1 pseudogene is annotated in these 464 nt (G+C 38.1%); it reads left to right on the forward strand.

Annotation, left to right across the window (positions count from 1 at the left end):
• Positions 1 to 464 (forward strand): annotated as a pseudogene (locus Q0870_RS15370) (hypothetical protein); the annotation flags it as partial.

Raw genomic sequence — 464 nt, forward strand, 5'->3', positions numbered from 1 at the left:
GATTGTCAGTTAGTTCAAACAGAGAAGAGTGATTTAGTAACTTCTTCCACAGGAAAAATATTAAGACGTCAAGAAGGGCAATCAAATCCATATCGTTATAACTATTGGTCATCACCAGTAGGCGTTACAGGAGCTACTAGTTTAGTAGATAATAATGGAGCTACAAACAATGCTAACAACTCAGCTTTTAATTTACAAATGTTAAAAGATGAATCAGGGGCTGCCTTTTTATTCACTTCGGGTTATACCGGTAGTGGTAGTATAAGTAGCTATTGGTTAAATAGATTCATTAATGGGGTAACCTACTGGAGTTGGGAACAAATAGGCACCACTACAGCTTTAAGTCCAGGGGTAGGGTATACTCAGAAAGGGACAGGCGTTGGTGGTTCAGAGCAACAATATATATTTGAAGGGAAGCCCAATAATGGTACTATTTTAATAGATGTTACAGATACTGGAGGTCC

The sequence above is a fragment of the uncultured Algibacter sp. genome (assembly GCF_947487575.1).
Classification (GTDB): domain Bacteria; phylum Bacteroidota; class Bacteroidia; order Flavobacteriales; family Flavobacteriaceae; genus Algibacter_B.